Genomic DNA, 24,318 nt, shown 5'->3' on the forward strand with positions numbered 1-24,318 from the left:
AATCCACTATATCATACCATCGCTTCTGATCGTGAAACAGCAAACATGAACTATTATTGTGAAAACAGATGAGAATCAAAGCAGTTTGATAAACACCACCTTTGATTAATATATAGCTACATATTTCTGAGATATTGAATATATGAAAACACTTTGTAAACACAATATTTCTTAACACTTTATTTCATGTTTATCAACATCTTACGGGTAGAATGAATTATGTAACAAACTATTATTTTTTTTAAAGGAGTGATCTCATGAACGAATTAACCGCTAATCTGGAACAGAGTCTACCTGACATACTCTTTGGTATACTTTTCCTCATCATTGCCATCATAGCCGGTTATATAGTGAAGAATCTGATTGTAAAAGGCGCAAAGGCATTAAAGCTGGATCAGAAATTCGGTGACAGCGCGAAGGAAGCGAACAGCATTCCTGAACTTCTTGGTAAACTTGGATTTATCTTAACAGTTCTATTCTTCTTACCAGGAATCTTTGACCGATTCGGACTGAATAATATTTCCGCACCACTGACCGGTATGCTTGGAACCTTCCTTGGATACATTCCAAGACTCATAGGTGCAGCACTCCTGCTCTTCTTGGGATTTGTCATCGCTAAGATCGTACAGCAGCTGACCATGGGATTCCTTGAAAGAGTGAAAGTGGATAAGCTGAAAGACAAAATGGGGCTCACAGATCCAAAGACACCAGAAGAACCCTCAAAGAATTCCCTTTCCTTTGCTGATCTGGGTGGAAAAGTACTCTATGTCATCGTACTGATTCCATTCATCATTGCAGCACTGGAAGTCCTTAACATTGATGCCATTACAGATCCTGCAGTGACCATGCTGACCAGTATCACAAGCATCATTCCGCAGATTCTGGCTGCTGGTATCCTCATCCTCATCGGTATCTTCATTGCCAAACTGGTTGGAGATCTGGTTGAAAACATCATTGATGGATTCGGTATCTCCGATAAAGTCGCTGATGTCATGGATGAACCAAGAGCCACCGGTTTTGATCTGGGAAGAGTTGTCGGTATCGTGGTAAAAGCCCTGATCATCCTGTTCTTCACAGTTCAGGCATTTGATCTCATCGGACTTACAATTTTCCAGACCATAGGCGGAGCAGTCATTGCTTATCTGCCAATGATCTTAAGCGCACTGCTGATCCTTCTGGGTGGATATGTGCTAGGCTCCATTGCCAAGAGATTCATTGTTGACACCCTGCCGCAGGCAAGATTCGCAGCCATGATCATAAAAGGTGTGATCATTACCATCGCAGCCCTCATGGCGCTGTCACACTTAGGCATCGGTGCACTGTTCGTGGAAACCCTGTTCATCGCCATCATCGTAGCAACTGCAGTGGCATTTGCCATCGCGTTCGGTATCGGTGGTAGAGACTTCGCAAAAAACACCTTGCAGAAGCTGGAGAAGAACATGGAAGAAAACAAAGGAAACATGAAGGAAATCCAGAAGAAGCTGGAAGCGGAAGATCGACTGAAAGAAACCGAGCAGAAAGCGAAAATGGATGAGCTGAGAAACGAGGGACCTGTAATCACAGAAGTACACCATGATGAGGATAAATAATCTTCACTGATAAGAAGTAAGTTCCCCCTTTCTTCTTGGATATAAAAGTGACCACCTTGGATGAAGATCCCTGGTGGTCATCTTTTCGGGCGGAAACAGTCCATTTCCACTCTGACAGAACATGAAATGAATTTATAATCTGTACTTGATGCGGCTCCTGATTCTTCCTTCCATATCAGAAGCTGCTAGGGCTTTTCAGAAAAAATGTCTTCATGATCCAGAATATCCTCAAGTTCTCCATACTTCAATGTGAGCTTTTCCCTGGTAAAGGTTACGGCACTTTCATATTCCCGATCTTTCAGCTCACCCGTGGAAGGGGTCTGTCTCACCTTGAAGGTCACCATGCCGGCATTATCAATGAGGCAGAAGAGTGCAGCGGCATTTTTCTCCATGTTCTCATATATATTATTCACCGGATTTTCGGATGGAAACACAATGGTTCCCGCCATCTCTTCCACCGGCTCATAATAGGCCACGATCCCATAAGGCTCGGTTCCTGTCTTTAATGCCAGATATCTCTGGACATAGCCGCTTCCAGGGGAAGGAAGCTTGGACAGGATTTCTCCCACCTTGCCATGGTTACCCACATAAGGTGTTTCCAGTTCTTTCAGTTCTTCCACAGAAAAGCTCTGCTGATCCACAATGATGTTGATTCCATAGTCCGCATGTCCACGCTGCCCATAATCCATAAGGAGGCAATACACATAATCTCCAGAATCCTCTTCCACATGGAGCACAAGGGTATCTCCATTGATGCTGTAGCTGGCATCCTTGATTTTCTCTGTGCTTCCTTTGGCATAGACTTCGAAATGAACCACATCTATAGGCAGATACCCCTGTTCATCAGAAATACTCATATAGACTTTCTGCCCCTTGCTCGCTTCCAGTGTATTCTTTTCCTCATAGGTGAACATGGCTGGATGGTCAGCATCGGCTACGACGCTTCGGTCCCCGCTTGTCCACTCATAAGTCCCTATGGCTGCTTCCTTTCTGACCGCATCATTCATTAGCACATGAATGGTGGGAGGTCTGCTTTCCTCCTGTGAACGGTCCAGAACGGCGAACAGTACAAAGCTGAAAAGAAGAAGCGTCAGGATGCCCATGAAGATATTTCTGCTTTTCCTTCTTTTTATTTCAGTCATGATATGTCTCCTTTTATGTTCGGATATTTCCTTTCTATCTTTACTTTATCTAGAAGAGTTTAAATCAATAGCGATACCCGCTTATTTTTTCTTTAATTTTAAGTGAAGATTCTTTCTAATTCCATCTTCCTACAGAATCCTGAAATACTGATTGATTCCATGCCAGCTGCCGAATTTATACCCCACCTGAGGAAGATGTCCTGCATAGGTGAACCCCATGGCTGTGAAGGCTCTGCTGCTGGCTTCATTTTCAGAAGTAACGATGGCTACCGCGGTCTTCATCCCCTTTTCCTTCAGCCTTTTCAGCAGTTCCTTCATCAGTGCGCTGCCATATCCGTTTTTCAGCTCCTCCTTATGGACATACACAGACACCTCCACCGTTCTGTCGTAGGCCTTCCGATCTCTGAAACGGCCGCCGTAGGCATAGCCTGCAATATGGCCTTCCTTCTCCAGCACCAGAAAAACATACTTCTCTCCATTTTCACTGATTCTCTTCTCCATTTCAGAAATCTCCGGTACATCATATTCAAAGGAAACTGCCGTGTTTTCCACATAATGGCTGTAGATGCCAAGAATCTCCTTCCCATCACTTGATTTCGCTTCTCTGATCATAAGAATCGCTCCCTTCTTTATAATTATCTTGTTCCTTTCTTCCATTATATTCCTTAAGAGTCTCAAAGTAAGCGGAAAGTTTCATTATGAATCCGTTTCGTAGGAGCAAGAAACATTGTGTAAAATGCATTTCTTTCCTACTTTGGTGTAAAAACTTTTTTCTCTATGCTAAAATGGAACTATTCATACTGATGCATCAGGAAAGCATGTTCCATGACTGAGAAGGAACTGCATACCTAGAAAAATCGAAAACATCATGAAAGAGACATGAAACTCATCGCTCTAGGCCCTAGCGGTGCAATGAAGTATATTCAAACTGAATTACGAGGAGGAAAGAGAAAATGAGAGTGGAACACGAAGATAATAGAATTTATCTGATGAACGAGGAAGAAATCGAAGCCGGTGAAATCCTGTTTGAACTTGCGGGGGATGACATTCTGGTTGTGAATCACACCTATGTGCACGACGGATTCAGCGGTCAGGGCGTAGGCAAGAAGCTCATAACAGCGGTGGTTGAAAGAGCCCGGGAAGAAGGACGGAAAATCAGACCTGTCTGTGAATTCGCCCAGGCGATTCTTACAAAGAATGAAGACTATCATGATATGCTGGAAAAATAGTGCAGCTTGACAGAGCCCGGAAACCAAATTTATTTTTTGGTTTCCGGGCTCTTCTATTATCTGATGCGAAACAACTCTACTTCTTCTCTGATTTCTTCTTCAGTAGCCTGTATCTCATATAGGTCTTGTGACCACCAGAGAGGTTATAGACTTCCTTCAGCCCATGATTCAAGAGAATATTCTGCACCGCATTTCCTGTGGTTCCCTTATTGCAGTAAGTGATGGTGATGGTGTCCTTATCCAGCTCCTTCATCTTCTCTCTTATTACAGCATGGGGAAGATTTTCCGCATGTTCCACATGGGATGCACTGAACTGCTTCTCCACTCTTGTATCAATGACCCTGACCTTCTTTCCGGATGACATGAGTTCTTCCAGCTTTTCATTGGTCATAAGAGGCCTGTTGCCATAGATGGCATTCTCCTGAATCATCCCTGTATACATGACCGGATCCTTGGTAGTGGAAAACGGTGGTGCATAGGCAAGGTCCAGATGCACCAGATCCTGTACCTTGGCACCGAAGCTGATGAGCGCAACAAAGACATCGATTCTCTTATCCACGCCCTGCGGACCCACAATCTGAACGCCTAACAGTCTTCCATCCTTTTTGTCTGCCACGGATTTTATGGTCATTTCCTTTCCGCCCATATATTCCGGACGATCCGGTTTGATGTTATGGCTTACAGAAATGTCGTAACCTTCCTTCACCGCTTCTCTTTCGGTAAGACCCGTCTGCGCAACCGTCAGATCAAAGACCTTATAGATTCCCGTTCCAAGCACCCCTCTGAATTCAAGCGCGCCTCCGGTGATGTTGTTTCCTGCGATTCTTCCGGTCTTGTTGGCAGTGGACCCCAGCGGTCTGTATACAGGCTTTCCTGTGACACTGTGATACTGCTCAATGCAGTCTCCTGCCGCATAGATTCCTTTTTCCGAGGTTTCCATGAAGGAATCCACCTTGATGGCACCGGTCACTCCAAGCACAATGCCAGCGTCTTCTGCCAGCTTCACATTGGGACGCACACCTGTAGCAAGGATCACAAGGTCCGCATCCAGTTTTCTTCCGTCAGACAGAAGAACGTTCTTTTCAGAAATTTCACTGGCATAGGTATTGGTTACGACTCTCACATCTTTCTTTTCCAGATGTTCTTCCACAAGGATCGCCATATCCGCATCCAGTCCTGGAGAAACCTGTGGCAGAAGTTCCACCATGGTCACTTCCATACCCAGGCCTCTGAGATTCTCCGCCATTTCAAGGCCGATGAACCCGGTGCCTACAATCACCGCTTTTCTAGGTGATCTGTTATTGATGTACTGTTTGATTCGATACATGTCATTGATGTTTCTCAAAGTGAATACATGCGCATTTTCAACACCTTTTATTGGAGGTACCACCGAACGCGCACCCGTGGCGAGAATCAGCCTGTCAAAGTGGTCAGTGAATACCTCTCCTGTCACCAGGTTCTTCACTTCCAGTTCTTTCTTCTCTTTATCCAGCTTCAGCACTTCATGTTCCGTTCTGATAGCCACATTGTATTTGTTTCTGAAAAATTCAGGATTTCTGGGGGTAAGCTCTTCCCCTTTTTCGATTTCGCCTCCGATATAATAAGGCATTCCACATCCGGAATAGGAAATATGCGTATCTCTCTCATAGATGACGATCTCCGCATCTTCATCGTTTCTTCTCGCTTTCGCCGCAGCGGATGTTCCAGCTGCAACTGCTCCGATCACCAGTATTCTCATAGTTCTATCTCCTTTGCTTTGTCATTTATCATCAGGATAAATTATAACGTAATCATGTTAATTCTATATGAATTATCCCTTGATTTCAGCTGCAGATCGAAGAATACTATTTATCATTCCTCTCTGGTTCCCATAATTTCCATATCCTTCTTATCCAGGATACTTTTTCCTATATAAGATAAGCCTAAGATTCGTTTTTTCACAACAAAAAATGCTGCATACGGGGGGACAACCCCTATGCAGCATCTAGTTTTATGATCAGTTCAGTACTATACTACTCACCCGCATCCCGCTTCCGTTCTACAATCCTCGATAAGAATATACCCAGTTCAAATAAAAGGATCATCGGCAGCGCAAGAAGGGTCTGTGATATGATATCCGGTGGTGTCAGCACCGCAGCAAGGACGAAAATCACCAGAATGATGTACTTCCTGTTCTGCCTCAGAAATTTCGAACGGACCACACCAAGCCTTGTCAGTATGACCATGATGCTTGGCATCTCAAAAATCAGCCCGAAGGAAAGCACGGTATTCACTACCAGTGAAAGATAGCTGCTGAAACTGATCATCTCCTCGATTCCTTCCATCTGAAAACCGATGAAGAACTGAATCATCAGCGGCAGTACCACAATGTAGGCGAATACTCCACCAATGATGAAGAATACTCCACCAAAGAGAAGGGAAAAGACGATGGTCCTTCTCTCCTTCTTCTCAAGACCCGGGCTTACGAAAAGCCAGATCTGGGTGATGAGAAAAGGTGCTGAAACAACCAGTCCGATGATCACTGCAATCTTAATGTATGAGAGCAGAAGCTCCGCCGGAGAGATAAACACGAAGTTGATATCCGGCACAATGCCGATCATATCCTTCACAAGAATCTCCGAGAAGCTGTAACTGAGAAGAATGGCTGCAACAAGTGCTACAGCCATATAGATGATTCTGTTTCTCAGTTCAGTGAGGTGCTCCACCAGGGTGAGCTGGTCATCCTTGCTTTTTTTAGTTTTCCTTTTTTTCATCTTTCTTCACATCGTCAGCGGTGGTCATAACATCCTCTGTCAGTTTATTTGCATGAGATTTGAACTGACCGATGGCTTCTCCGATGGACTTGCCTATGGCAGGCAGCTTGGATGGCCCGAAAATGACCAGTGCGATGGATAAGATCAGTATAAGCTCAGTCATTCCTATTTTTCCCATTATATTCTACTCCTTTGTTTTGTATACTCTGTTTCCCGTTGGTTCTTATAAATTATAGTAAGCGTTGATCAGTTCTACTACCTTGCCTGCAGCATCTGCAGTAAGACCAGCACATCTTGCTTTTCTTTCAGGATCCTTCATTCCGTATCCTGATACTTCCATGAACTGTCCCACGGAGTCAATGCAGTTTACACTTGGTGAAACCAGTGAATCCACATCAACATCTGGCTTATAGGTTGGCAGCTCTGTGCTTGTGTACCACTTGAACAGCTCAGCTGTTACTGCTGGAGCATCTTCTGGTGGAATCGCAAAACCGATGCATGTAGCAGCGCCAGCGATGGCTCCGCATAAAGATCCCGCTCCGAAACCTGTTGCTCCGTTGGCAAATACATCTACAGGAATCTGGTTCCATGGATACCCGGCTTTGTCTCCCAGCTGTCCGATTACAGCATCCACAACACCTCTGCAGCAGCCGCCCTTGTTGTAGTATCCGGCATATCCTCTTTCCATGGTGGTTCCAATGTCAAGCTTCTGGTATGGATATGGATAAACCGGTGCATCTTCACTTGCTTCTACATATTCATATGCAAGCACTTCCTTGGATGGAAGCTCCACTTTCTTGTCACAGCCTGTTAAAAATGAAGGAATAAATGAAACTGCAGCTACCCCAACTGCTGTTTTTCCTGCTGTTTTCAACATATCTCGTCTTGAATACACTTTTTCATTCTTGTTTGCTTCGCTCATGATTTTTCCCCTTCCGATTACATATTTTTAACAAAGTTTCAAAAGTTTGATAAATATCTAACTTTTCTATTAATATACATTTTACCGTTGAAAGGGTCAAGTTAAATCATGAAACTTGAGTTTTATTATAATTTCGTCGATGAAATACCCCGGGTAATTTATTTTTTAACAAAATCGACTGATTATTATTAGTGCTTTTGTATCGTATCTGAACATTTTCTGTCAATTCGTTCAGTATTGTTAATGTTATATCCATCTTCTGATTCGCTTATCTTCTCATTTTGTCACTGAAAAATCCTGCAACTTCCTGGTTTTCACTGGAGATCACGTCATCCATGATCTGAACGAAGTTGAATTCCCGCTCCATTCTGAAATTTTCCACAGATACCTCCACCAGTTCTCCATCTCTAAGCTCCTCCAGAGCCGCATCACGATACATGAAGCTGATGCCCATGCCTTCCATGGTCATCTTTTTCATGATGTTCACGTTCCCCATTTCTACTACTTCTCTGAAACTGCTCAGGCTTCTGTTTTTTTCAGCCAGTGCACGTTCCAGAATCTCTCTTGAACCAGATCCTTTTTCCCTGATGATAAGCTTCTGGTCAAGGAGATCTTCCAGAAGGACCTTCTTCTTTTTCGCGATGAAATGATTTTTAGAAGTGATCAGGATGAAATCACAGGTTTTGAGCAGCTGGGTCTCATAGAGATCCTTCGGGAACAGCCCTTCAATCAGTGCGAAGTGGATTTCTCCTTTGTTCAGCATCTCCATGAGATTCTTCGTGTTATCCACCATAAGCGAGAAATGATACCCTGGAAAAGTCTCAAACAGTTCCGATAGAAAAGGAGCGATGGTGAATTCACCAATGGTGAGTGTTGCTCCGAATCTGACTTCTTTTCTTCTGCTTTTCAGACCTTTCAGTTTTTCCTTAAGCATTCTTTCTCTGGCCACTGCACTTTCCGCATGGGTACGCAGGATGCTGCCTGCTTCCGTCAGCTGAAGCTTTCTTCCTTCATAAGTGAACATCTTCATACCGTATTCCTCCTCCAGCTGTCTCATCTGATGACTGATGGCAGGCTGCGTCAGGGCAAGCTCCTTTGCGGCTTCTGTGTAGCTTGCGTTTCTTGCAATGCTTAGCAAGGATATCAGTTTCTGATCCACCATTTCTTCTTCACTTCCTTCGCATTAAAATAATCTATACATCTATTAATAATCATAATTATATTTTATGATGAATCCATGATAGAATCAATGAGAACTTATAGTATTGGAGATGACAACATGAACAGACTTACATCCATTCTGCCTGGTGTCCTTATTTCTGGACTTCTGGCTCTTTTATCCTATTTCATCAGCGAAGCTCTGCCTGTGCACCTGATCAGTGCAGGCGTTTTTGCGCTTCTCATCGGAATGGCGCTGAATCCACTGGTTTCTTCCATGAGCGGTACAAAGGAAGGACTTGTCTTCACTTCGAAAAAACTTCTGAAGTTTTCCATCGTCCTCATGGGTCTAGGCCTCAGCTTCAGCCAGATTCTTTCCGTAGGAAAGTTTTCTCTCATCGTCATGACTTTTACCCTCATCACCGCCTTCGGTGGTGGATACCTTCTAGGAAAGGCTCTGGGTATGGACTGGAAGCTGTCCAGCCTCATCTCCGCAGGTACAGGCATCTGTGGAGGCTCTGCCATCGCGGCCATTGCTCCTGTCATTGATGCCAAGGACAGCGACATCGCTTACGGCATTTCCGCCACCTTCATCTTCGACATCATCATGGTGGTGCTTTTCCCCATCATGGGCAGTTACTTCATGATGTCGGATCTGGGATTCGGTCTCTGGGCAGGAACCGCTGTCAATGACACCTCCTCGGTGGTGGCGGCAGGATATGCCTTTTCCGACGCTGCAGGCCAGTTTGCCGTCATCGTGAAACTCACAAGAACCCTCTCCATCGTCCCCATCGTACTGCTTTTCTCCTACATCAATGAAAGACTGGAAAGAAAGAAGCAGAGCGGTCATTCGGATTCCGGCGCGGCAAAGGTGGATCTTCGAAAGATATTCCCCTGGTTCATCCTGTTTTTCCTTCTGATGGTGGCACTGAAAAGCACCGGTTTCATACCAGAGACCATCAGCACTACCCTGGCTTCCTTCAGCAAGTTCATCATGGTCATGTCTCTAGGAGCCATAGGCCTGAAGACGAACTTCAGTCAGGTAGCCAAGTCCGGCATGAAGCCCATGCTGCACGGATTCATGATTTCAACCCTGGTCGTTGTGGTATCTTTCATGGTTCAGCAGTTTCTGGGACAGATCTAGGTCTGATTCCTATGACAGACTGGCCGTATGATGATGAATCTTTTTCTCCATAACAGCCTGCGCTCGTCAAAGAAGCAGTAGCGGATCATGCTCCGCCACTGCTTCTTTTTCTTCATCTATTTTTTCTTTCTCTTCTTCATTGCCTCTTCGTAAGCCTTGATATAATCTTCCACCGTGATCTTTTCAGAGAGTTCTCCGATGAGATCATAGGGAATCTGGTCCATTTTCTTCAGTCGGATGCAGCTTTTCCCCATATCCAGTTTTGGCGTCACTCTTTTTTCATATTCTTCTCTGAACCATTCTTCCAGGCCTGGTTTCGCATAAAGCCCCATATGGTAAAGAGCGATATGATTCTTCTGAGAAGCCAGGTTCATGAAAGGAAGAGGTTCTCCCTCGGATGCATGATACCCCTCCGGATATCTTTCCAAAGAAACCACGTAACCGATCATGCCATAGGAAACAGTTTCTTCAAAACCTTCCGGTAGATGCTCGAGTATGGTCTTTCTCAGCTTCTCTATGGGCGCTCTGCGCTCCTCAGGCAGATGATCCAGATAGTCCTTCACTGTTTCTGCACTTCTATTCATCCAATCACTCCATTCCTGTAATATAGTATTCTCTATTCTACCAGAATGTTATGAAGGTTTTCTGAACGCTCCTTAGTTGGCAGAGCCTGCCGCAGCAGTTCCCTGAGCCTGCATCACAGCATCGATGGCCAGAACCACTGCCAGAGCATGAATCTCATTTCTTCCTTCTTCGATGTCGATGACATAGGAGTCTCCCCAGGTGAACCATTCCTTGTGTATGGAAACCACTGGGCTGTTTCTCTCCAGAATCTCATATTCATGAGACCAGAAATCACCCGATACATCCCAGTCCAGTCCTGAGATGGAATACCTGGGCTTGAAGAAGGTGAACTCCTTGACGATTTCGGCAATCATTTCTCCATTCGTATACACATAGAACTTCGGAAGAAAGCTCAGCACTTTCTGCTGAATGAAAGCCACTTCCGTACCTGTCATATCATATACATGAAGCTTCTTTCCCCAGGAGAACAGTTCTCCCTCCACATAATATCTGTCTTCTTCATTTTCGTCCTTGATATAGAATCTGTCTCTCCAGGAAAAGACCTTCTGCTTCATGTATAGTTTCATGTTTTCTTCCTCCACTTTGCTGTCTTTATACTTCGATTTTCACGATAGCCAAATCCATCATATCACGATGATCAAAGCCCTTATTTCTTCGTTCCAGATGATTTGACCAATTTTCTTATGACCATACCTACAAGCACCAAAGACATCACACCAAGAAGAGCAAATCCTCCAAAATAGAGCAGATAATAGTTTCTGGCGATGCTGCCTTTCACTTTATCCATGGAAGTGATTTCCTCTTTCTCAAAAAGAGTGAAGCGCAGATCTTCTTCCGGAAGTGTTTCAAATGTTCCGATGTAGGTTCCATCCTCCTCTTTCGTCATCTGGAGATTGCTGTCTATGACATATGGATAGGTTTCCGATGGTGTGATCTTTATGGTCAGGTCATGGAAATCCTTCCAGTATTTTGCCGGATGAAGAAAATACTCATAGGTGTAGGTGGGCTCCACCGTCTCTCTTCGATCCATACTTCCCATGGTGTCGTATCGCACTTCCACGACTTTTTCTTCCAGTGCTTCAAATTGAACTTCATAGGCGATGAGCACATAGCGTGGCGTGGTGAGAAGGCTAGAGATGTGATCCACTGTGACAAGCCTCTCTCTTTCCAGCGCCTCATCCAGCACCTCATAGTAGATGTTATGGTCCTCCGGGATGAAGACGCTGCCGCTGATGTATTCATCTGCGGAGAGAAACTCCCTGTAATAGGTCTCAAGGCTCATTTCCTCCTCAACAATCTCATAGGTGAAGTCCTTGACTTCCGGTGCATCCTCCACTCCGCTTTCATAGCCTTTCACTTCAATGTCAATCTCTTCATCCAGACTGAAAATGTCCATGGATGTATGTTCATCGCCCAGCCATGTTCCTATGACGAATTCATTCGTATCATTGTCATATCCGTAGCTGTTGTTGCCTCTGGTGAATAATCGTGAATTCGTATCCGATAGGGTGAAGCTGGCATCCACATGCAGATCCTCTTCCCGGTCGGAATCCAGCTGAATCCGGTATAGATGTCCTACTTCCTCATAATCATAGTTTTCAGGTACATACTTCTCTCTCGTAACAGATTCCAGTATATCCGCTAGCTCCACTTTCTCTTTGAACTCATCTTCACTGTATACTTCCTCCACTTCTTTCCCGTAGTAGATTTCATAATTCACGGGCTGTCCATCAAAGAGAACCTCTACCTGATCTTCGTCTCTGTTCCATAGATTTCTGATGAAAGGAAAGACCATTCTGGAAACGGTGGTTTCTTCTTCCGTGTTCTGCATGGTGTAGCGCGCACTGACTTTCCCCACTCGGGTAAAATCATTTTCCTTCTCCTCACTGAAATCAAAATGCAGATCCTCTTTGATCACTGTGATGGGCGAATCCTCATCGATGGTGATCATGGAAATACCCGGATAATGATACCAGGTCACAGGTCCTGAATTTGCGGATACTGTGACAGTATAAGCGAGCATCACCAGAATAACCAGGATGAGTGTTTTTCTTTTCATCATAAATCTCACCTCTTTCATCTATAATATCATAAATATAGACAAACAATTAACAAATACCTTACAATAGGATCTGATGCATCCGAGAATCCTTCTTCATAGGCGATGAAAAACCCTGCCCTCATTTCTGACTGCAGGATTTCGCCACGATATATGCTTACTAATCTTCCATAAAGGAAATCAATTGAATTCTGCCGCTTTTTACTGCTGTTTCCATGGCCTTCTTTGTAAAACCATTTTTACTGAACAAGATAAAATATTTTTCAGCTGCATCAAAAAGTGCGCTCTTTTCCATGAGATGATCTATGACCTCCATACCGATCTTTCTATTGGTCCATTTCACCTCGCATAATACTGCTGCTGCCCTACCAAAACCCACAACATCAATCTCTTCTTCACGTTTCAGTTTAGGATTATTTCCCCACCACCTTCCGCGAGCAGTGATGAGAACAGGAAGACTTCCTTTTCTGTTCATTCTGTCGAAGTAGTCCAGAAAAATCTCTTCAAATCCTTCCCCCATGAAATTCGGCAGATCTTTCTTCACCTGTTCCTGATATAGACGATCACCAAGACCAATCTCAATGGCACTCCTATTCTGGAAAACATACCGGTACCAGAACCTGAAGGATCCATCGCTTATCCTGTAGATTGTTTTCCTTGAAGTCATCTCTCCGATGGGCTTCTCTTTCAGCAGTATGCCAAGTTCTATCAGATTATCCAGATAATTGTTGATTGCACCTGTACTTTTTTGAACCTTGGTCGCAATCTCATTGTTTTTCCGAGCACCTCCTGCAATAACCTCAAGTATCGCATTATACGCTCCAGGTTCTCTTAGTTCCTGTTTCAGGAAGCTTACCGGTTCTTCATACATCCTGCCTGAAGTAGTGAAGAACAGAGCCGTAAGATTTTCATCCAGCGTTTTTCTCTTATCCACGTAACTTAAATACTCTGCTACTCCGCCAGTTGCGCAGTGGAGCAAGGCAATGTCCTCCTTCTTCATTGGCGCAAGAAATGTTTCTGTTTCAAAAAAGCTGAACGCCTTGAGCCTGATCTGCATCGTTCTTCTGCCATAAAGAGGACTTTTCATACCCAGCACCTGATTTTCCATGAAACTCATGGAAGATCCACATAAAATCAGATGAAGTCTGGTATTTCTCCAGTTATGATCACAGTATTTCTGGATGAGTGAAGAGATTCCAGGATAGGCTGCGGCTAAGTATGGAAATTCGTCTAATACAAAAACCAACCTCTCCTTCTTCGAAATCTCTGTCAGGTAATCAAACAAAGCCTCGAAATCAGAGAATCCATTAAACCGAAACTCAGTGCCTGAATATTCCAGTACAAGTTTAGACAGCATCTCCAGGTTCTTCTCCCCACTGGTTTCCGTTGCCATGTAGTAGACCGCATTTTTATCTCTGATATATTGTCGGATCAGTTCCGTTTTACCAATCCTTCGTCTACCGTAGATTACAGTGAAATGAAAATCACTGCTCTTGTATTGATCCTCTAATAAATCCAGTTCTTCTTTTCGACCAACAAACATCCCTTTCACCTCATTCGAGCAAATTATGATTTAGTAGCTTATGATTTAGTATAACATAATATACTAAATTACGATATACCAATTGGTAATATCATGAAACACTACTTTGACACAGAAATTGATGATCTGAAATCAAGGGAGTCCGAAGCCTTTATCTGTAAAAAGAAAAAAAGATCTGCGATGCAGATCTGGTCTTCTATAAAATCAGTTGTTGATGAGTTTGTTTTCCTTCTCCAGCATGATGTCCAGAATGATCCGGTCTGACTCCACACCGCCTTCGGTGCTGAGAAGACAGAGATTCTCTATGGTTTTCTCTGGATCATGGTCAATGATGCCGTCATGGCTTCCTATGGCAATACCGTTTAATGCCAGAGAGGAAGAAAGACATGCTGCACTGGTGCAGGTTGCTACCTTCAGTGCACACCCGCCTTTTGCTCCATCACAGAGAATGCCTGTTACATTTCCCAGCATGTTCTGAACCGATGCATAGATGTCTTCTTTCCTGCCGCCCTGAAGATAGGTGATGCCACAGCTTGCTCCAGTGGCTGCTATGGTTGCTCCGCATAGCGCTGAGAGCCTGCCGAACTTCGTCTTGATGTAGATCGTCACCAGATGACTTAAGGCTACCGCCCGAAGAAGCTCTTCGTAGGATAATCCAAGTTTTTCCCAGTATGCGATAACTGGAAGGGTTGCCGTGATGCCCTGATTTCCGCTTCCTGAATTGCTCATGACGCTGAAGGAAGACCCTGCCATTCTGGCATCGGACCCTGCCGCTGTCAGTGCCATGGCATAATTTGTAGGGTCCATGACCTGATGTCCATTCTCCATGGATTCATAGATGGTCTTTCCCACTCGGAGTCCGTAATCATGAAGAATCCCTTCTTCTCCGATGCGTTTGTTGATCTTTATGCTTTCCTCCACTTTGGACAGCTTTGAGACATCCACGTGCTCAATGAATGCCCAGATACTGTCCATGCTCATGAAGCTTGTATCATTCACAGGAAGCTCATCGATTTTATCTTCCACACTGAAAAAGACTCTTCCGTCGGTTTCAATCCGTGTGATGTTCGTATGTCGATCTTCGACGATCACCCTGGAGGAGGATCCTTCCGATTTTGCAAGTACTTCTATATAGAGCTTCTTTGGATGATCCGATTTTCTTATGCTGATCCTGCCTTCTTCAATCATCTTCAATGCTTTTTCAATATCCGCTTCCTTGATGCCACAGAGCACTTCCAGATTCTTGTCAGCATCACTGAGTGATCCCAGTGCAGCCGCCAGATTCATTCCTGTTTTACCGGTGCCTGGAATATTCACACCCATGGCGTTTTTGATGATGTTTGCACTGGCATAGACTTCCAGTGATAGTAGTTCACCCTTTAGGTGCTTTGCAGCCATGGCCGAAGCATAGGCGATGGCAATGGGCTCTGTGCAGCCCAGTGCGATGACAAGTTCCCGATCCAGTACTTCCAGAAAAGCTTTTTCCAACATAATATCCCCCCGATTATGCACATTTCCCAAGATTTCATGGAAGAGTCTACTCTTCCTGCATGTATGTTCTCATACCCTATCTCTGCTCCCATTATAACAGAGGTGCTCCCTTCTCAGCTAGTTAAAACCCCCTGAAACAGAAGAAAAACCACCATTTCGGAAATCAACTTCCTCCTGATGATTTTTCATTTCTCTATGCCATACAACTGTATACGGCAGGGTTACACTAGACCAGAAGAAGCGCATCCAGATCCAGAACATGAATCCTGTTTCCAGAAAGCTGCTTTATGATTTCCGCTTCTTCCAGTTCCAGTAGCTTTCTGCTGATGGTTTCCGGTGTGGTGCCCAGGTGGGATGCCAGGTCCTTTCGCTTCATGGGAATTTCAACGATGTCTTTCTCGCCATAGCGATCCAATGTTTCGGCAATATACATGGCGATTCTTGTATCCACTTTTTCCGTGGCGAATCGTGTTGCCTGCTTCTCCGAAGCTTCCAGTCTTTTTGAGAACTCGGAAAGCACCTTCATGGCAATGGTGGGATATTTAAGAAGAAGAAGAGACATGTCTTCTCTTTTCACCATGCAGATCTGAACATCTTCCAGGGCTTCTGCATAGGAGTCATGGAGATCTTCATTAAAGAGCGCCAGTTCTCCGGTGAATTCTCCTGGAGTCAGGATTCTCTGAATCTGATCCTTGCCGGATTCTGACATTCTATAGATTTTCACCTTTCCCCGGCTCACGATGTAGAGGGCATCGGATGGTTCCTGCGCTCTATAGATGGTCTCTCCCCTCTTGTATTCCACTGCATGGGTCAGCTCTGATATCTCAATCATCTGATCTTCCGTCAGATGATTGAAGATGGGGACCAGAGAGATGCAGTGGTCATGATGCATTGCCCCATGGGCGCTGCAGGTTTTTCCGTTTTCTTCTTTTTCCATGTTATCTCCTCCTGGTCCTCTTCTTTGTATTTACATAATCTTTGTTATGTGATGTCTTTCAGTTCTTTATTCTTTCATACTGAGCACATCATAGCCCAGATTCATGATTTTACGGTTCAGTTCCTTCGGTGTCACTTCCTCTTCATTATAACTGATTTTCACCTTGCTGGAATTGAAAAGCACCGTGGAAGTTTCCACACCTTCCGTCTTTTCCAGCACCGTTTCAATCTTCTTCACACAGGTCGGGCAAGTCAGCTGTTCCAGCTGCATTACAAGTTTTTTCATATTTGATTCCTCCATTTTCATCTTTATTGTCTTCATCATATCCTGTATTCTATGAGGATACCTTGATATCCATCAAGTTTTCCAGATTCTTTTCACTTTCGGCAACCAGGTTCTTTCTTCTGTATTTCACCAGTCTCATGGCATTTAAGATCACGAGGATTACACTGGCTTCATGAATGAACATGCCTTCCGCCAGATGAATTCTTCCGCTGAGCACTCCAGCGAGAAGAAGTGCCACCACGCCTACCGCAAACCAGATGTTCTGCTTCATATTTCTAACAGTGGCCTTGGCCAGGCTGTATGCATGGGTCAGCTGCCTGAAGTTGTCTCCCAGCAGAACCAGGTCTGCTGTTTCAAGCGCCACGTCTGTACCTCCGTCTCCCATGGCAAGCCCGATATCCGCTGTGGCAATGGCTGGTGCATCATTGATGCCGTCTCCTGCCATAAGCACTACTTTACCTTCCTTCTTCAGCTTCTCTACGAAGTCCAGCTTGTCTTTGGGCAGAAGCTCCGCATGGTATTCGTCCAGTTCCAGTTCTCTGGCCACCAGCTCCGCTGTATGTCGGTTATCTCCGGTGAGCATGATGATCTGTCTGATTCCGGATGCTCTCAGCTCTTTCAGAGAGGAAAACGCATCTTCTCTGATCTGATCCCTGATGAGAAACAGTCCACTTATTACTCCATCCACTGCAGTGAACACCACAGTATTTCCCTGCTTTTCTCCACGGACAGCTTCCTTTTCCGCTGCACGCTCTATCTCTATGCCATGCTCTTCCATGAGTTTACGGTTTCCTATGGCGATGACTTTTTCATGAAGCTTTGCTGTGATTCCGCGCCCTTTCTCCACCAGCAGATTTTCAAGATCTCCGCTGACTTCAATGTTTCGCGCTTTGGCTTCCTTCACGATGGTCTGCCCGAGATGATGTTCTGATGCGTTTTCAACGGTGGCTGTCAGTCTCAGAAGTTCTTCCTCGCTGATTTCCTGGAAGGTTCGGATTCCTGACACTTCAGGTTTCCCCTTGGTGAGTGTTCCTGTTTTATCAAAGACCAGCGTGTCCACTTTGGAGAGTCTGTCCATGACTTCTCCGCCTTTCACAAGAACACCGTTTTTCGCACCGTTTCCGATTCCAGCCACATTGGATACAGGCGCGCCTATGACGAGAGCACCCGGACAGGCGACAACCAGAAAAGTGATGGCGATATGCAGATTCTGGGTGATGAAATAGACAAGCACGGAAAGGACCACTACACCCGGTGTATAGATCTGTGCGAACTTATCCAGAAATCTGGCCGCTTTGGATTTGGCTTCCTGTGCCTCTTCCACCAGTTCGATGATTTTGGAGAATGTGGTATCTTCTCCCACTTTCTCTGCAGTCATCTCCACGTATCCATGATCAAGTAAACTCCCGCTGAAGAGCTTATCTCCTTTTCCCTTGATTACGGGAACGGATTCTCCGGTGATGGCGGCTTCATTGATGGATGCTTCTCCAGAAAGGATGGTTCCGTCCACAGCCACTTTTCCTCCGGACCTTATCATGATGGTGTCTCCTTCCGTTATGTCATCCACCGAAACGACCACACCTTCTCCGTTTCTTAAAACCATGGCTTCCTGGGGTGCCATATCCAGTAGATTCTTGAGCGAAGAACGGGTCTTCTCCAGCGTTCTAGCTTCCAGATAGGCGCCGAAGAGAAACAGGAAGGTGACCACGGAGGATTCCATATATTCCTGTATGTAGAGTGCACCGACTACGGCAATGATGACCAGAAGTTCAATGCTGAACGCCTTCATTCTCAAGCTCTGGAATGCCTTCATTCCGATTGGTATACTTGCAAGGACTGTGGCGGTGACAAGGGCAGCGTTTCTTGCCGCCTCCATGTCTGCATTCCCGAAAATGATTCCTGCAAGAATCAGAACAAAGGAAAGTGCTGTAATCCGGTTTTTGTATTTCATGATGATACTCATCTCTTTTTCCTCCTACTATCTTTTCTTTCTTGTCTCTATTCTAGGATGAAATGAAGAACCTCTCCTTGATGTGCATCAAGTTCAGCGTGATTTCCGAAAATATATGTCAGGTTCCAGTAGTGTTACGGAATTGATACCCTAGCCCCATACAGATGCCCTATACTAAAGTAAAATCAGAACCAGAAGGAGGTTCCCATGAAAAAATCCGCAGCAATTCTCATTCTTTTTGCTCTGACCCTGACTATGCTTGCCTGTCAGAAGGAAGTCCCAGAGACAGCTTATGAAGAATTCATGACTCAGCTTGAAGAGATGGATTTCAGTGTGACTGCAGAAAATACAGATAAAGACATCCTGCAAGGGGAGCGCAGATGGCTTACCGTGAACGAAACAGAACACATCACTGTTTATCTGTATGAAAGCGAGAGCAGCATGGAAAAAGATGCCTCTTTTATCGATGAAGGCGGCACGGGATATCACAACGGCAACAATTCTGTGGAAATCAGCTGGGTCTCCTACCCGCATTTCTACAAAACGGATAATCTCATCGTTTTATACGTCGGAGAGAACACCGAGCTCATCCATGCCCTTGAAGACATCCTTGGAGATCAGTTTGCAGGGTATCAGAGGTGAAGAAAGAATTCTTAAAGTCTGTATGAATAGCAAAAAAAGAAGAAGGCCAGCTTCTCCATTGAAATTGGCCTTCTTCCTGTTTTAACTTCTTTCAGTTCTCATTTCCACTCTTTCTAATAGAGTACAGACTGTCCTCCATCTATGGCGATGACCTGTCCATTGACATAGGATGCATCATCCGAGAGCAGAAATGCGACGACTTTCGCCACCTCTTCCGGCTGTCCCAGTCTTCTTGCCGGATTTCTCTTGGCAAACTCCTTCTGAGCCTCCTCCGGATTATCCGGATTGATCTGCTTGAAGGAACCTTCCACCATCGGTGTAAGAATCGCTCCTGGTGCTATGGAGTTGACGTTGATTCCGGCTTCTGAATATTCCACTGCCGCACTTTTGGTCATCCCTGTCACTGCATGCTTGCTGGCTATATAAGGCGACTGGTTCTCAAGGCCCAGAATTCCCGCTACAGATGCAGTATTCACGATCTTTCCGTAGTTCTGCTTTTTCATGATGGGCAGTACAAACCTCAGTCCGTAATAGACACCCATGAGATTGATCTGAATGACCTTGTTGAACATGTCCAGATCATATTCGCCCATGGAGGCCTGTTTTCCTTCGATTCCGGCATTATTGTAGAATCCGTCGATTCTTCCGAATTTCTTCATGGTCTCATCCACATAGTTTTTCACTTCTTCTTCTCTGGAAACATCCGCTTTCACTGTGAGGATTTCTGCTTCTCCATATTCTTTCAGCAGAGCCTCTTTCTTTTCCTTCAGCCCTTCCTCATCGATATCCACGAGTGACAGTTTCGCTCCTCTAGATAGGAGTTCCTTTGCAGTTGCAAATCCCAGCCCAGAAGCACCTCCAGTAATCAGCATCACTTTGTCTTTCAAGTTCTTCATGATTATCCTCCTTGTATAATGGTTCTGATACCATTATCTCATGGCAGACAAAGGATTAGAATGATTTCCAAGAATCATTACATAATGGTAATGCTCTGTTTTCATTTCTCACACTCTGTTATCATCTTTTATGTAGTTTATCTTCAGACAGCTCCTGTTTAAGATCAAGGAGCTGCAAATTCCACTTTGATTCGATCCGGGTCTTCAAAAAAGACCGCATAATAATCTTCTCCACCAGCATAGGGATGCCTGTCTTCATAAAGGATGGAGATCCCTCTTGAAGAAAGCTTCTCTGTCATCTCATCCACATCTTCACGTGACGCAGCATGAAAAGCAAGATGATTGAGTCCCACACCGCATCTGTGATAAGGAATCTCCATGTACCTTTCTTCGGTCTGAACAAAGACAAGATAGGATTCACCTAGTCTGTAGCTTCTTCCTTCCTTCCATTCCTGGAAAAGCTCATAGCCCAGTTCAGGAAGAAACCATCCCCAGAAGTCCGTGGACCCCTGAAGATCTGATACATAGATTTCAATGTGATGTATAAGCCCTTTTGACATAAGAAAACCTCCCTGTGATCTGAATTCATGTTATCCTTTGCTTCTCATTTCCACCTTCCTTATTTATATTCTACACCAATTTATCTTCTTCTATTCGAAAAGGGATCCTTTTACAGAATCCCTTTCTTTCAGCTGTTTTCAGAGCCTTCATCACAGTTACAGGGGGTACCATGAAACTGATGATTTATTCTTATCTTTCATTTACCAGCAGCACCATGAAGTCATTTGTTTTCATTTCTCACACTCTGTTGTTATTTTCCTACGTGATGCATCATAAAACATCTGCTTCCGTTTTGAGATTGCTTGTCGGACGCAGACCTGTTACTGCTCTTTTCACTCTGTCTGATTTCCCTGTTATTGACTGCTGTTTTTCTGGATTTTTCCGAGTTCTTCAATGGCGAAATCGATTAGTTCACCTACCGTATAAGCTGTCGTACCTGGAATTTCCACATTGCATCTATTTAAAGGAATCAGTATTTTCATGGCATCTGAATTCCCAATGGAAAGAGAAATGCCTTGGGTGATTTCACCCATGATGGAATTGGGTATGACAATAGCAATAGGTCCCATAATCACATCCACTTTTCCAGCATTGACGATAATCGCATTTTCTCCAGTAGCACCGGTTCTGGCACCTGCTTTTATCATGCCAGCAGTGGCCAGCGCATTGGTTCCCAGTGCAATAATATCCAGATTCCTGAGATCCGATTTTATGATCTTCTCTATAAGAGATTTTCCAATTCCTCCACCTTGTCCATCAATCACTGCAATTTTCAGCATCTTACTCATCCTTTCATCACTGCATTTTCATAGTAACTCCACATTGAATCCATTGGATTTAATCCAATTCTTCTACTCACAGACCGCAATTTGCACAGCCTTATCTTCGTCCAGCTTATCTTTCGGAAGTCCATAACCGATTTTCAGCGGAGCTTCCATATGGATATTCTGATGATACGCTGCTACTTTCCTGATGATGGCCGCGCCTGTCGGTGTCACCAGTTCTCCATCCATGTTATTTTGAAAAGTGGGATGATTTTTGAGAAGGATCCTGGTCATAGGTGCCGGGATATCGATATTCTTATGAGGAAGCTTGATGGTTCCTCGCCCTGTATTTAAACTGCTCACCCAAACCTTGTCAATATTAAAGTGATTCAGTCCCAAGGATGCGCCTACCGCATCAATGATGGTATCTATCATCCCTTCATATCTGAACTCCACCTGTCCCAATGATATTTCATGTGCTTCCGCTTTACTTCTGAAAAGAGAGGACAAGATACCTGTTACATTTTCCTTGATGGACTCTTCCAATGCAGATTCACGAATTTTCTCCAGAACATCAGCCGCACTTGATAAGTCCGTTTTTTTTCCCTTTTCCGAAGCTTTGGTATTGAAATAAATGAACTTTCTCCCTTTGCTGTCATATTTTTTTATGATCAGCTCATACTCATTTTCGTTTATCACTGCATTGATTGCTTCTCTTAACCTGTCCGGCTCAAGCCCCAGACTTATGAAAGCCCCTGTCAGGGTATTTCCACTCATTCCTCTGCTTCCGTCTATGTATAGCGTACTCAACTTCATACCACCTTTTTCCTACTAGTCCGATTTTACCACACCTCCATGAAAAAAACATAGAAAAATACCCTGCAGTTTCTCGTGGAGTCATAGCTCCTTCAGCCATTGCAGGATATTTATCTATATATTGATTTCAGGTATGGTCAGGGCATATCTCAGCAGTTTTCGTGTCACCTCATGAGCAGGGTTTTCAAGCACTTTACCGATTTCTCCTGTTTCCACTATTTCTCCCTGATGCATGACAACAATACCATCGCAGAAGTCCGAAGCCAGTTGTAGATCGTGTGTGATGAAAAGGATGGTCATGTTCTTTTCCTCTTTGAGTTTCTTCAAGAGTGCCACTATCTGTGCCTGTACCAATGTGTCCAGAGAACTGGTTGCTTCATCACAGATGAGAAGCTGGGGCTTGGCGATGAGCGCTCGAGCTATGGCTACCCTCTGGCATTCTCCTCCACTGAGTTCTGAAACTTTCACCTTCTTATATGTCTTTTTAAGTCCTACATAATCAAAGAGCTGCATCGCCTTCTCTTCCAGTTCTCCAGGAGAGAACAGATTATAGGCTCTGGCGCCCTGCATCACACCATCTAGAACCGTATCTCTGGGATCGAAAGAATCCTGAGGGTTCTGAAAGATCATCTGAAGGGGTCTTCCTATGGGCTTAAGCCTATACTTCTCGCTGAGATTCTCACCCTTAAACAGGACCCTGCCCTGGTCTTCTCTGATTAGCCTTGACACAATCCTTGCAATAGTACTTTTTCCCGACCCGCTTTCTCCCACAAGAGCAAGACTGGTACCTTCTTCTATAGAAAAGGAAACATTCTTAACTACATCCTGCATCCCTTTCCGATTTCTGAAGCTTTTAGATATATTGTGAAGTTCCAGCAGGGCCATTTACAACATCTCCTTTATTCTGATGCACCGCACCCTATGGGAGTCACTTACACTGATTTCAAGTATTTCCCCTTTCGTGCATGCCTCTGTTTTTTGTGGACAGCGCTCCGCAAAGGCGCATCCTGCAATCTTTTCTTCAAAGGCTGGGGGGACCCCCTTAAGACCATCTGACATGGATCCACCTCTTTTAGGCACCGCACCCAGCAGTGCTCTGGTATATGGATGAACGGGTTTATGCAGTATCTCGTGCCTCTTTCCGTATTCCACAATTCTACCTCCATACATGATTGCAATCTCATCAGCGAGCTCCGCCAGCACAGCCAGGTTATGGGAAATGAGGATCATAGACAGGTCATTCTGCTCTTTCAGAAGCTTCAGCTGATTAATAAGATGATATTGTGAAGTCCCATCAAGTGCACTGGTGGGTTCATCTCCCAGTAGCAGAGAGGGTCTTTTTAGAATCGACAGTAATACTGCTACTCTCTGTGCCATGCCGCCACTAAGTTCAAAAGGGTAGGACTGAAGCACTCTTTTCGGATCGTCAAAAAGAAGCGTAGTCATGATGGAAGAAGCCATGGCATCACTTTCCTTGTGTGTAATTTTCTCTCCATGAGCACATAGTGTCTCATGGACAAGTGAGGATATGCTAAAGAGCGGATCCAGAGACAACATGGCATTTTGAGGAATCATGGAAATATGTTTCCCGTAGAGTGCACTCAGTTCTTTCCGCGTGAGTGAAACCAGATCTTTTTTTAGAAATCTGACGGTTCCACTGATTTTCATCTCATCTTTTCTGATGCCCATGAGTGCTCTTAGAAGAGTCGTCTTGCCAGATCCACTTTCACCGGCAATCCCAAGAATTTCACCTTGTCTTACCTCCAGTGATACCTCTTTCACGATATTCACATTGTTATAGCCAATGGACAGATTGTCCACCTTTATGACTGTGTCTCTCTCTTTCATATC

25 protein-coding genes are annotated in these 24,318 nt (G+C 44.5%); 4 read left to right on the plus strand and 21 right to left on the minus strand.

Annotated elements, in window-relative coordinates; all coding sequences use genetic code 11:
• The first annotated feature begins 257 nt into the window (after window positions 1–257).
• A complete protein-coding gene (locus tag ACHAL6_RS01405; protein WP_395268348.1) occupies window positions 258–1,589 on the plus strand; it encodes a mechanosensitive ion channel in 1,332 nt (443 codons plus the stop codon).
• A gap of 185 nt (window positions 1,590–1,774) precedes the next feature.
• Here ACHAL6_RS01405 and ACHAL6_RS01410 read toward each other — a convergent pair whose 3' ends face one another.
• Together ACHAL6_RS01410 and ACHAL6_RS01415 are read right to left on the minus strand one after the other, a co-directional pair.
• Complete coding sequence (locus ACHAL6_RS01410; RefSeq protein WP_395268349.1) at window positions 1,775–2,731, minus strand: DUF4825 domain-containing protein; 957 nt, start codon at window positions 2,729–2,731, stop codon at window positions 1,775–1,777.
• A gap of 129 nt (window positions 2,732–2,860) precedes the next feature.
• Window positions 2,861–3,343: a GNAT family N-acetyltransferase gene (locus ACHAL6_RS01415; RefSeq protein WP_395268350.1), complete on the minus strand. Its 483-nt coding sequence runs from the start codon at window positions 3,341–3,343 to the stop codon at window positions 2,861–2,863.
• A gap of 341 nt (window positions 3,344–3,684) precedes the next feature.
• On the opposite strand from ACHAL6_RS01415, the gene ACHAL6_RS01420 reads away from it, so the two are divergent.
• Window positions 3,685–3,960 carry a GNAT family N-acetyltransferase gene (locus ACHAL6_RS01420; RefSeq protein WP_395268351.1) on the plus strand — a complete coding sequence of 92 codons (276 nt, stop codon included), beginning with the start codon at window positions 3,685–3,687 and terminating at the stop codon, window positions 3,958–3,960.
• Window positions 3,961–4,036: 76 nt separating this feature from the next.
• On the opposite strand, the gene ACHAL6_RS01425 is transcribed toward ACHAL6_RS01420, so the two are convergent.
• From ACHAL6_RS01425 to ACHAL6_RS01445, 5 genes are all read right to left on the minus strand, one after another.
• A complete protein-coding gene (locus tag ACHAL6_RS01425; protein ID WP_395268352.1) occupies window positions 4,037–5,698 on the minus strand; it encodes an FAD-dependent oxidoreductase in 1,662 nt (553 codons plus the stop codon).
• A 274-nt stretch (window positions 5,699–5,972) separates the two neighbouring features.
• Window positions 5,973–6,713: a twin-arginine translocase subunit TatC gene (gene tatC, locus ACHAL6_RS01430; protein ID WP_395268353.1), complete on the minus strand. Its 741-nt coding sequence runs from the start codon at window positions 6,711–6,713 to the stop codon at window positions 5,973–5,975.
• Complete coding sequence (gene tatA / locus ACHAL6_RS01435; protein ID WP_395268354.1) at window positions 6,694–6,891, minus strand: twin-arginine translocase TatA/TatE family subunit; 198 nt, start codon at window positions 6,889–6,891, stop codon at window positions 6,694–6,696. Before tatA ends, tatC begins: the two co-directional genes overlap by 20 nt.
• 45 nt (window positions 6,892–6,936) lie before the next feature.
• Complete coding sequence (locus ACHAL6_RS01440) at window positions 6,937–7,635, minus strand: C-GCAxxG-C-C family (seleno)protein (RefSeq protein ID WP_395268355.1); 699 nt, start codon at window positions 7,633–7,635, stop codon at window positions 6,937–6,939.
• Between the two features lie 268 nt (window positions 7,636–7,903).
• Window positions 7,904–8,797: a LysR family transcriptional regulator gene (locus ACHAL6_RS01445; RefSeq protein WP_395268356.1), complete on the minus strand. Its 894-nt coding sequence runs from the start codon at window positions 8,795–8,797 to the stop codon at window positions 7,904–7,906.
• Between the two features lie 117 nt (window positions 8,798–8,914).
• Here ACHAL6_RS01445 and ACHAL6_RS01450 point away from each other — a divergent pair, with 117 nt between their 5' ends.
• Window positions 8,915–9,937, plus strand: coding sequence for a YeiH family protein (locus ACHAL6_RS01450; protein ID WP_395268357.1), 1,023 nt, complete (start codon window positions 8,915–8,917; stop codon window positions 9,935–9,937).
• Window positions 9,938–10,053: 116 nt separating this feature from the next.
• On the opposite strand, the gene ACHAL6_RS01455 is transcribed toward ACHAL6_RS01450, so the two are convergent.
• The 8 genes from ACHAL6_RS01455 to ACHAL6_RS01490 form a co-directional block, all read right to left on the minus strand.
• Window positions 10,054–10,521, minus strand: coding sequence for a DUF1801 domain-containing protein (locus ACHAL6_RS01455; RefSeq protein ID WP_395268358.1), 468 nt, complete (start codon window positions 10,519–10,521; stop codon window positions 10,054–10,056).
• A 72-nt stretch (window positions 10,522–10,593) separates the two neighbouring features.
• The gene (locus tag ACHAL6_RS01460; RefSeq protein WP_395268360.1) at window positions 10,594–11,103 is read right to left on the minus strand and encodes an LURP-one-related/scramblase family protein; all 510 of its coding nucleotides are present in this window, start codon (window positions 11,101–11,103) and stop codon (window positions 10,594–10,596) included.
• A 65-nt stretch (window positions 11,104–11,168) separates the two neighbouring features.
• Window positions 11,169–12,584 (minus strand): hypothetical protein, encoded by a 1,416-nt coding sequence (locus ACHAL6_RS01465; protein WP_395268361.1) that lies wholly within the window; start codon window positions 12,582–12,584, stop codon window positions 11,169–11,171.
• A 157-nt stretch (window positions 12,585–12,741) separates the two neighbouring features.
• Window positions 12,742–14,124 (minus strand): ATP-binding protein, encoded by a 1,383-nt coding sequence (locus tag ACHAL6_RS01470; RefSeq protein ID WP_395268362.1) that lies wholly within the window; start codon window positions 14,122–14,124, stop codon window positions 12,742–12,744.
• A 204-nt stretch (window positions 14,125–14,328) separates the two neighbouring features.
• Complete coding sequence (locus tag ACHAL6_RS01475; protein ID WP_395268363.1) at window positions 14,329–15,615, minus strand: serine dehydratase subunit alpha family protein; 1,287 nt, start codon at window positions 15,613–15,615, stop codon at window positions 14,329–14,331.
• A 226-nt stretch (window positions 15,616–15,841) separates the two neighbouring features.
• Complete coding sequence (locus ACHAL6_RS01480) at window positions 15,842–16,552, minus strand: Crp/Fnr family transcriptional regulator (protein ID WP_395268364.1); 711 nt, start codon at window positions 16,550–16,552, stop codon at window positions 15,842–15,844.
• A 66-nt stretch (window positions 16,553–16,618) separates the two neighbouring features.
• The gene (locus ACHAL6_RS01485; protein WP_395268365.1) at window positions 16,619–16,837 is read right to left on the minus strand and encodes a heavy-metal-associated domain-containing protein; all 219 of its coding nucleotides are present in this window, start codon (window positions 16,835–16,837) and stop codon (window positions 16,619–16,621) included.
• Between the two features lie 49 nt (window positions 16,838–16,886).
• A complete protein-coding gene (locus tag ACHAL6_RS01490; RefSeq protein ID WP_395268366.1) occupies window positions 16,887–18,800 on the minus strand; it encodes a heavy metal translocating P-type ATPase in 1,914 nt (637 codons plus the stop codon).
• A gap of 195 nt (window positions 18,801–18,995) precedes the next feature.
• Between ACHAL6_RS01490 and ACHAL6_RS01495 the strand changes: the two genes are divergently transcribed.
• A complete protein-coding gene (locus tag ACHAL6_RS01495; RefSeq protein WP_395268367.1) occupies window positions 18,996–19,430 on the plus strand; it encodes a hypothetical protein in 435 nt (144 codons plus the stop codon).
• A 113-nt stretch (window positions 19,431–19,543) separates the two neighbouring features.
• Here the strand turns inward: ACHAL6_RS01495 and ACHAL6_RS01500 are convergent, their stop codons facing one another.
• From ACHAL6_RS01500 to ACHAL6_RS01525, 6 genes are all read right to left on the minus strand, one after another.
• Complete coding sequence (locus ACHAL6_RS01500; RefSeq protein WP_395268368.1) at window positions 19,544–20,326, minus strand: glucose 1-dehydrogenase; 783 nt, start codon at window positions 20,324–20,326, stop codon at window positions 19,544–19,546.
• Window positions 20,327–20,490: 164 nt separating this feature from the next.
• Window positions 20,491–20,886, minus strand: a complete 396-nt coding sequence (locus ACHAL6_RS01505; RefSeq protein WP_395268369.1) for a VOC family protein — start codon at window positions 20,884–20,886, stop codon at window positions 20,491–20,493.
• A 354-nt stretch (window positions 20,887–21,240) separates the two neighbouring features.
• Complete coding sequence (locus ACHAL6_RS01510; RefSeq protein ID WP_395268780.1) at window positions 21,241–21,663, minus strand: DUF3842 family protein; 423 nt, start codon at window positions 21,661–21,663, stop codon at window positions 21,241–21,243.
• 75 nt (window positions 21,664–21,738) lie between these two features.
• Complete coding sequence (larC, locus tag ACHAL6_RS01515; RefSeq protein ID WP_395268371.1) at window positions 21,739–22,461, minus strand: nickel insertion protein; 723 nt, start codon at window positions 22,459–22,461, stop codon at window positions 21,739–21,741.
• 120 nt (window positions 22,462–22,581) lie between these two features.
• Window positions 22,582–23,352 (minus strand): ABC transporter ATP-binding protein, encoded by a 771-nt coding sequence (locus ACHAL6_RS01520; protein WP_395268372.1) that lies wholly within the window; start codon window positions 23,350–23,352, stop codon window positions 22,582–22,584.
• Complete coding sequence (locus ACHAL6_RS01525) at window positions 23,353–24,315, minus strand: ABC transporter ATP-binding protein (protein ID WP_395268781.1); 963 nt, start codon at window positions 24,313–24,315, stop codon at window positions 23,353–23,355.
• Between the last annotated feature and the right edge of the window lie 3 nt (window positions 24,316–24,318).

Source organism: Proteiniclasticum sp. C24MP, assembly GCF_043951855.1.
In the GTDB taxonomy this organism is placed as follows: domain Bacteria; phylum Bacillota; class Clostridia; order Clostridiales; family Clostridiaceae; genus Proteiniclasticum.

Excerpts from the sequence above, each read along its gene's own strand:
- ACHAL6_RS01405 (WP_395268348.1), top strand. The coding sequence starts at position 258 with ATGAACGAATTAACCGCTAATCTGGAACAGAGTCTACCTGACATACTC.
- ACHAL6_RS01410 (WP_395268349.1), bottom strand. The coding sequence starts at position 2,731 with ATGACTGAAATAAAAAGAAGGAAAAGCAGAAATATCTTCATGGGCATC.
- ACHAL6_RS01415 (WP_395268350.1), bottom strand. The coding sequence starts at position 3,343 with ATGATCAGAGAAGCGAAATCAAGTGATGGGAAGGAGATTCTTGGCATC.
- ACHAL6_RS01420 (WP_395268351.1), top strand. The coding sequence starts at position 3,685 with ATGAGAGTGGAACACGAAGATAATAGAATTTATCTGATGAACGAGGAA.
- ACHAL6_RS01425 (WP_395268352.1), bottom strand. The coding sequence starts at position 5,698 with ATGAGAATACTGGTGATCGGAGCAGTTGCAGCTGGAACATCCGCTGCG.
- tatC (WP_395268353.1), bottom strand. The coding sequence starts at position 6,713 with ATGAAAAAAAGGAAAACTAAAAAAAGCAAGGATGACCAGCTCACCCTG.
- tatA (WP_395268354.1), bottom strand. The coding sequence starts at position 6,891 with ATGGGAAAAATAGGAATGACTGAGCTTATACTGATCTTATCCATCGCA.
- ACHAL6_RS01440 (WP_395268355.1), bottom strand. The coding sequence starts at position 7,635 with ATGAGCGAAGCAAACAAGAATGAAAAAGTGTATTCAAGACGAGATATG.
- ACHAL6_RS01445 (WP_395268356.1), bottom strand. The coding sequence starts at position 8,797 with ATGGTGGATCAGAAACTGATATCCTTGCTAAGCATTGCAAGAAACGCA.
- ACHAL6_RS01450 (WP_395268357.1), top strand. The coding sequence starts at position 8,915 with ATGAACAGACTTACATCCATTCTGCCTGGTGTCCTTATTTCTGGACTT.
- ACHAL6_RS01455 (WP_395268358.1), bottom strand. The coding sequence starts at position 10,521 with ATGAATAGAAGTGCAGAAACAGTGAAGGACTATCTGGATCATCTGCCT.
- ACHAL6_RS01465 (WP_395268361.1), bottom strand. The coding sequence starts at position 12,584 with ATGATGAAAAGAAAAACACTCATCCTGGTTATTCTGGTGATGCTCGCT.
- ACHAL6_RS01470 (WP_395268362.1), bottom strand. The coding sequence starts at position 14,124 with ATGTTTGTTGGTCGAAAAGAAGAACTGGATTTATTAGAGGATCAATAC.
- ACHAL6_RS01475 (WP_395268363.1), bottom strand. The coding sequence starts at position 15,615 with ATGTTGGAAAAAGCTTTTCTGGAAGTACTGGATCGGGAACTTGTCATC.
- ACHAL6_RS01480 (WP_395268364.1), bottom strand. The coding sequence starts at position 16,552 with ATGGAAAAAGAAGAAAACGGAAAAACCTGCAGCGCCCATGGGGCAATG.
- ACHAL6_RS01485 (WP_395268365.1), bottom strand. The coding sequence starts at position 16,837 with ATGAAAAAACTTGTAATGCAGCTGGAACAGCTGACTTGCCCGACCTGT.
- ACHAL6_RS01490 (WP_395268366.1), bottom strand. The coding sequence starts at position 18,800 with ATGAGTATCATCATGAAATACAAAAACCGGATTACAGCACTTTCCTTT.
- ACHAL6_RS01495 (WP_395268367.1), top strand. The coding sequence starts at position 18,996 with ATGAAAAAATCCGCAGCAATTCTCATTCTTTTTGCTCTGACCCTGACT.
- ACHAL6_RS01500 (WP_395268368.1), bottom strand. The coding sequence starts at position 20,326 with ATGAAGAACTTGAAAGACAAAGTGATGCTGATTACTGGAGGTGCTTCT.
- ACHAL6_RS01505 (WP_395268369.1), bottom strand. The coding sequence starts at position 20,886 with ATGTCAAAAGGGCTTATACATCACATTGAAATCTATGTATCAGATCTT.
- ACHAL6_RS01520 (WP_395268372.1), bottom strand. The coding sequence starts at position 23,352 with ATGGCCCTGCTGGAACTTCACAATATATCTAAAAGCTTCAGAAATCGG.
- ACHAL6_RS01525 (WP_395268781.1), bottom strand. The coding sequence starts at position 24,315 with ATGAAAGAGAGAGACACAGTCATAAAGGTGGACAATCTGTCCATTGGC.